7 protein-coding genes are annotated in these 4,928 nt (G+C 68.5%); all 7 read left to right on the top strand.

Annotated features, from left to right (window positions below; translation table 11 throughout):
• Positions 1-485, top strand: a 485-nt coding sequence (gene whiA / locus AC5RUJ_RS11000; RefSeq protein ID WP_494155862.1) for a DNA-binding protein WhiA, incomplete at its 5' end; no start/stop codon positions are given.
• 27 nt (positions 486-512) lie between these two features.
• The gene (locus tag AC5RUJ_RS10995) at positions 513-707 is read left to right on the top strand and encodes a hypothetical protein (RefSeq protein ID WP_493999637.1); all 195 of its coding nucleotides are present in this window, start codon (positions 513-515) and stop codon (positions 705-707) included.
• Between the two features lie 81 nt (positions 708-788).
• Positions 789-1,799 carry a type I glyceraldehyde-3-phosphate dehydrogenase gene (gene gap, locus AC5RUJ_RS10990; protein WP_494127900.1) on the top strand — a complete coding sequence of 337 codons (1,011 nt, stop codon included), beginning with the start codon at positions 789-791 and terminating at the stop codon, positions 1,797-1,799.
• A gap of 35 nt (positions 1,800-1,834) precedes the next feature.
• Positions 1,835-3,073: a phosphoglycerate kinase gene (locus AC5RUJ_RS10985; protein WP_494127899.1), complete on the top strand. Its 1,239-nt coding sequence runs from the start codon at positions 1,835-1,837 to the stop codon at positions 3,071-3,073.
• A 140-nt stretch (positions 3,074-3,213) separates the two neighbouring features.
• The gene (gene tpiA / locus AC5RUJ_RS10980; RefSeq protein ID WP_494127898.1) at positions 3,214-4,029 is read left to right on the top strand and encodes a triose-phosphate isomerase; all 816 of its coding nucleotides are present in this window, start codon (positions 3,214-3,216) and stop codon (positions 4,027-4,029) included.
• 46 nt (positions 4,030-4,075) lie between these two features.
• Positions 4,076-4,327 carry a preprotein translocase subunit SecG gene (secG, locus tag AC5RUJ_RS10975; protein ID WP_127515609.1) on the top strand — a complete coding sequence of 84 codons (252 nt, stop codon included), beginning with the start codon at positions 4,076-4,078 and terminating at the stop codon, positions 4,325-4,327.
• Between the two features lie 176 nt (positions 4,328-4,503).
• Positions 4,504-4,890: an RNA polymerase-binding protein RbpA gene (locus AC5RUJ_RS10970; protein ID WP_493999641.1), complete on the top strand. Its 387-nt coding sequence runs from the start codon at positions 4,504-4,506 to the stop codon at positions 4,888-4,890.
• Positions 4,891-4,928: the final 38 nt, after the last annotated feature.

Below are 4,928 nucleotides of genomic sequence, written 5' to 3'. Positions count from 1 at the left end.
CCCGCCGGCTCGGGATCGCGGCCAAGGCCCGGGAGGTGCGCGGCGTGGACCGGGTTGTCATCCGCGACGGCGACAGCATCGCGGCGCTCTTGACCCGGATGGGCGCCCATGATGCGCTGATGGTGTGGGAAGAACGCCGGATGCGCAAGGAAGTACGCGCTACCGCGAACCGGCTGGCCAATTTCGACGACGCCAACCTGCGGCGCTCGGCCCAGGCCGCCGTCGCGGCGGGCGCGCGCGTGGAGCGTGCCCTCGAGATCCTCGACGACGAAGTGCCGGAGCACCTGCGCTACGCCGGTGAACTCCGGGTGGCGCACAAGCAGGCCTCCTTGGACGAGCTCGGGCGCTTGGCTGACCCGCCGATGACCAAGGACGCCATCGCCGGCCGGATCCGCCGCCTGCTGGCCATGGCGGACAAGCGGGCGCTGGAGCTGCGCATCCCGGGGACCGAAGCCAACGTGACGCCGGAGATGCTGGACGACTAGGCACGGCACGTCAGTTTGGAGGGAACCATGGGCACGCACGAACTGCACCCCGGCCACGGTTGCGCGGCCTTGGAACGGCGCGTCCGGGCGAGGATCATGGAACTGAACGACTTCATGCATGCCAGCCACGGGGCCGGGGCGGCGGACACCGCGCCGGTACCGTCCACCGGGCCGACGTCGCCGCCCGCTTCGCCGCCGCCCGCACCGGCGCTTCCGCGCTGACCACCCGGCCAGCAGGCCAACAACAAGGGCACGGACCGGGGGAGCCCTTCCGGTCACGGCCCATCCACGAGGTAGAGGCTCATGACTACTCGAGTTGGAATCAACGGATTCGGCCGGATCGGCCGCAGCTACTTCCGCGCCGTCCTGGCGCAAGACACGGATCTGGAGGTCGTGGCGGTCAACGACCTGACCGATGCGCATACCCTGGCCCACCTGCTCAAATACGACAGCGTGCTCGGCGTGCTGGCAGAAACGGTCGAGGTGGATGCCGGCAACCTGATCGTCGGCGGCCGGAAGGTCAGCGTCCTGTCCGAAAAGGAACCCGCCGCGCTGCCGTGGAGCGACCTCGGCGTCGACATCGTGATCGAATCCACCGGCAGGTTCAACAAGGGCGGCGGCGCCCGGAAGCACCTCGACGCCGGGGCGAAGAAAGTCCTGATCTCGGCTCCGGCCAAGGACGAGGACATCACCATCGTGATGGGCGTCAACGACGGCGAGTACGACGCCGGTTCCCACCACCTGATTTCGAACGCCTCCTGCACCACGAACTGCCTCGCGCCCATGGCGAAGGTGCTCCACGAGAAGTTCGGCATCGAGCACGGCCTCATGACCACCATCCACGCCTACACCGCCGACCAGAACCTGCAGGACGGGCCGCACCGGGACTTGCGGCGCGCCCGGGCGGCGGCCATCAACCTGGTGCCGACATCAACCGGCGCGGCGAAGGCCATCGGGCAGGTCCTGCCGGAACTGCAGGGCAAGTTGGACGGTTTCGCGGTCCGGGTGCCGGTGCCGACGGGCTCGATGACCGACCTGACCGTCACCGTGTCCCGCGAAACCGACGTCGAAGAGGTCAACGCGGCGTTCAAGGAGGCCGCCGGCGACCCGCACTGGGCCGGGATCATCACGTATACGGAGGACCCCATCGTGTCCTCGGATATCGTCACAGACCCGGCGTCTTCGATCTTCGACTCGGGACTGACTAAGGTAATGGGTAATCAGGTGAAAGTTGTTGGCTGGTACGACAACGAGTGGGGCTACTCCAACCGCCTGGTGGACCTGACGGCTCTGATCGCCTCGAAGCTGGCCTAGGTCCCGCCCGTCCCGTCCTCCGCACGAAGGAAGAAATGACTGCACATTCTCTTGATGCCCTGCTGGCCGCCGGGGTCCGCGGACGCCACGTGTTGGTCCGCTCGGACCTGAATGTCCCCTTGGAGGGCGAACTCCCGGACCTGGCGGTCTCCGACGACGGGCGGATCCGGGCGTCCCTGCCGGTCATCGTCAAGCTCGCGGAAGCCGGGGCGCGGGTGGTCGTGACGGCCCACCTCGGCCGCCCCAAGGGCGCACCCGAGGAGAAGTTCTCGCTGCGCCCCGCCGTCGCCCGGCTGAAGGAACTGGCGCCGGTTACGGTCAAGTTCGCCGCGGACACGGTGGGCCCGGCCGCCCGGGAGGCGGCCGCGCGGCTGCAGGACGGGGAAGTGCTGGTGGTGGAGAACGTGCGGTTCGATCCCCGGGAAACCAGCAAGGACGACGCCGACCGGGAGGCCTTCGCCGCCGAACTCGCCGCCCTGACCGGCGCCGACGGAGCCTACGTCGACGACGCCTTCGGTGCCGTCCACCGCAAGCATGCTTCGGTCTTCGACATTGCCCGCCGGCTTCCGGCCTACCAGGGCGACCTCGTGCGGACGGAGCTCCAGGTCCTGAACAAGCTTACCGAGGCGCCGCAGCGGCCGTATGTGGTGGTCCTGGGCGGATCCAAGGTCTCGGACAAGTTGGCCGTGATCGAGAACCTGCTGGGCAAGGCCGACTACCTGCTGGTCGGCGGCGGCATGGTCTTCACCTTCCTGGCGGCCCAGGGCTACAAGGTCGGTTCCAGCCTGCTGGAGCAGGACCAACTGGACACCGTGCGCGGCTATCTGGCACGCGCCAAGGAACTGGGTTGCACGTTCATCCTGCCGACCGACATCGTGGTCGCCGAGAAGTTTGCCGCCGATGCGGCCTGGGAAGTGGTCCCGGCGGACAGCATCGAGTCGGCATCGTTTGGCTCCGCCGGCATCGGCCTGGACATCGGCCCGGAGTCGGCCGAGGCCTTCGCCCACCAGATCCACTCGGCGAACACCGTCTTCTGGAACGGACCGATGGGCGTGTTCGAGTTCGCCGCCTTCGCCAACGGCACCCGCACGGTCGCCAAGGCCCTCACCGGCAGCGACGGCTTCACCGTCGTCGGCGGAGGCGATTCCGCCGCCGCTGTGCGTGCCCTCGGCTTTGACGACGGCGCCTTCGGACACATTTCCACCGGCGGCGGCGCCAGCCTCGAATACCTCGAGGGCAAGACCCTGCCCGGCCTGGCGGCACTGGAGAACTGATCGAGCGGCATCTCCTGCCCCCGACGGCAGGAGATGCCGGCATCGCCCAGGCCCGCGCCGCCGCGCGGCGCCTCCGGATTGCCCCGCCACACCGCTCAGCACGGCGTCCACCGCGGCGCCCCCGACAGATGGAGACCTCAGTGACCAGCTCGACCAACGGAAAGTTCGACCGCACCCCGCTGATCGCCGGCAACTGGAAGATGAACATGGACCATGTCCAGGGCATCACCCTCTTGCAGAAACTGGCGTGGACGCTCAGCGATGCCCGGCACGACTATGCCCGGGTCGAGGTCGCCGTGTTCCCGCCGTTCACCGATCTGCGCGGCGTGCAGACGCTGGTCAATGGGGACGATCTGAAGCTGGTTTACGGCGCCCAGGACCTCTCGCCGCACGACGCCGGCGCCTACACCGGTGACATCTCCGGGCAGTTCCTGGCCAAGCTGGGCTGCCGGTACGTGCTGGTCGGGCATTCCGAGCGGCGCGAGATCCACGGCGAGGACGACACGTTGCTCAACGGGAAGCTGAAGGCGGCCTACCGGCACAAGCTGACCCCGGTGCTGTGCGTCGGCGAAGGCCTCGCGGTGCGCCAGGCCGGGAACCATGTGGAGCACACGCTGGGTCAGTTGCGGGCCGATGTGGCAGGCCTGGACGCCGGTCAGGCCGCCTGGTTGGTCATCGCCTACGAACCGGTGTGGGCGATCGGCACCGGGGAAGTGGCCGGTCCCGAGGACGCCCAGGAGATGTGCGCCGCCATCCGCGCGGAGATGGCCGTCCTCTTCGATGACAGCGTGGCGGCCGGGGTGCGGTTGCTCTACGGCGGCTCCGTGAAGGCGGCGAACGCGGCCGCGATCCTGAACGAGCGCGACGTGGACGGCGTGTTGGTCGGTGGCGCCAGCCTGGATGCAGGCGAATTTGCTAATATTGTCAGGTTCGAACAACACCTGCTGACAAAGTGATGTCTGCCCGCCACTGGGATATCCCGACAGCTGACGAAAGGCCACTGTGGAAGCTCTGAAGATCACGCTGCAAATCCTGCTCGGCATCACGAGCCTGCTGCTGACCCTGCTCATCCTGCTCCACAAGGGGCGCGGCGGCGGCATGTCCGACATGTTCGGCGGCGGCATGACCACCAGCCTGGGATCGTCCGGCGTCGCGGAGCGCAACCTCAACCGGTTCACGGTGGTCCTGGGGCTGGTCTGGGGCACGGTCATCGTGGCCCTGGGCCTCATGATGCGTTTCAGCGCGGAATCCTGACCGACGCTTCCGGGGCCCGGCGCCGCTCCCGGCGCCGCTCCCGGCTCCGCTCCCGGCTCCGCTGTCCGGGACCGGCGGGCCGACGACTTGGCCCAACCCCTTAACCCTTCGCTGTTCGACCCGTAGACTGGTGCCCGATGCAGGGGGCATCGATTCTTCTCAGCGGGGGAGCAAACATGGTTGATCCGTCGAATTCTTTCCGCGCGGTCCGGGTGGGCTCCGAATCGGGTGCCGGGCTCGCAGGCTGGCAGGCCGTGACCGGGCGGACGGTAGTTCCGGTGACCAAGGTTCCCGTCACGTATTGGTGTCCGAAGGGACACGAGACCACGCCGGTCTTCGCCAATCTGAGCGAAGCCGACATCCCGCCGTCCTGGGACTGCCCGCACTGCGGCCAGACGGCGGCCAGGGAACCGGGCGCGTACGTCACCGACGCCCGCAGCAGCGACGAGCCCTACAAGAGCCATCTGGAGTATGCGAAGGAACGGCGCAGCCCTGACGAGGCGGAGGCCGTGGTTGAACAGGCGCTCGAGAAGTTGCGGCGCCGGCGTCGGGAGGCGCGCTAGCGGTCGAACCCGCCGGCCCGGCCGCCGCCCGGAGCAAC

It is taken from the genome of Arthrobacter sp. Y3223164, assembly GCF_059091005.1.
This window is presented reverse-complemented; position numbering and strand designations above follow the sequence as displayed.

Bases quoted from the DNA above. Each gene is read 5' to 3' on its own strand.
- AC5RUJ_RS10995 (WP_493999637.1), top strand. From the start codon at position 513: ATGGGCACGCACGAACTGCACCCCGGCCACGGTTGCGCGGCCTTGGAA.
- gap (WP_494127900.1), top strand. From the start codon at position 789: ATGACTACTCGAGTTGGAATCAACGGATTCGGCCGGATCGGCCGCAGC.
- AC5RUJ_RS10985 (WP_494127899.1), top strand. From the start codon at position 1,835: ATGACTGCACATTCTCTTGATGCCCTGCTGGCCGCCGGGGTCCGCGGA.
- AC5RUJ_RS10970 (WP_493999641.1), top strand. From the start codon at position 4,504: ATGGTTGATCCGTCGAATTCTTTCCGCGCGGTCCGGGTGGGCTCCGAA.